The following is a 275-nucleotide window of genomic DNA, read 5'->3' as shown; positions in this document are numbered from 1 at the left end:
CGCTGTCAATTGCGTGATGTGCCGTTAAACATCGAAGGGTATTTTCATCAAGGCAGTCCCCTCGTCAATGCCAAACCAGAAGCCCATGATCATTCCCACAGGTTGTGCGACATGACGTCGCGCACGTTCCTGTTCCTTCAGGGGCCGGCTTCGCCGTTCCTCAGGCTGCAGGCGGGAGCGATTGAAAGAAAAGGCGCTTCCGTCCAGAAAATCAATGTCTGCCTCGGAGAATTGGTCTTTAGGTGGCCAAAGAAAAGCGACTTCTTTCGGAATCC

The 275-nt window shown here is 53.1% G+C and carries 1 protein-coding gene; it reads right to left on the bottom strand.

Annotated features, from left to right (window positions below):
• Positions 1 to 24: 24 nt before the first annotated feature.
• On the bottom strand, positions 25 to 275 hold a 251-nt coding region (locus KVS69_RS19510), incomplete at its 5' end, for a hypothetical protein (protein WP_217539636.1).

Origin of the sequence: Stenotrophomonas sp. GbtcB23, from assembly GCF_019091045.1 — a bacterium.
GTDB classification, from domain to species: domain Bacteria; phylum Pseudomonadota; class Gammaproteobacteria; order Xanthomonadales; family Xanthomonadaceae; genus Stenotrophomonas; species Stenotrophomonas rhizophila_A.
Note: the sequence above shows the minus strand (reverse complement) of the source record. Positions and strands in the feature narration are given on the sequence as shown.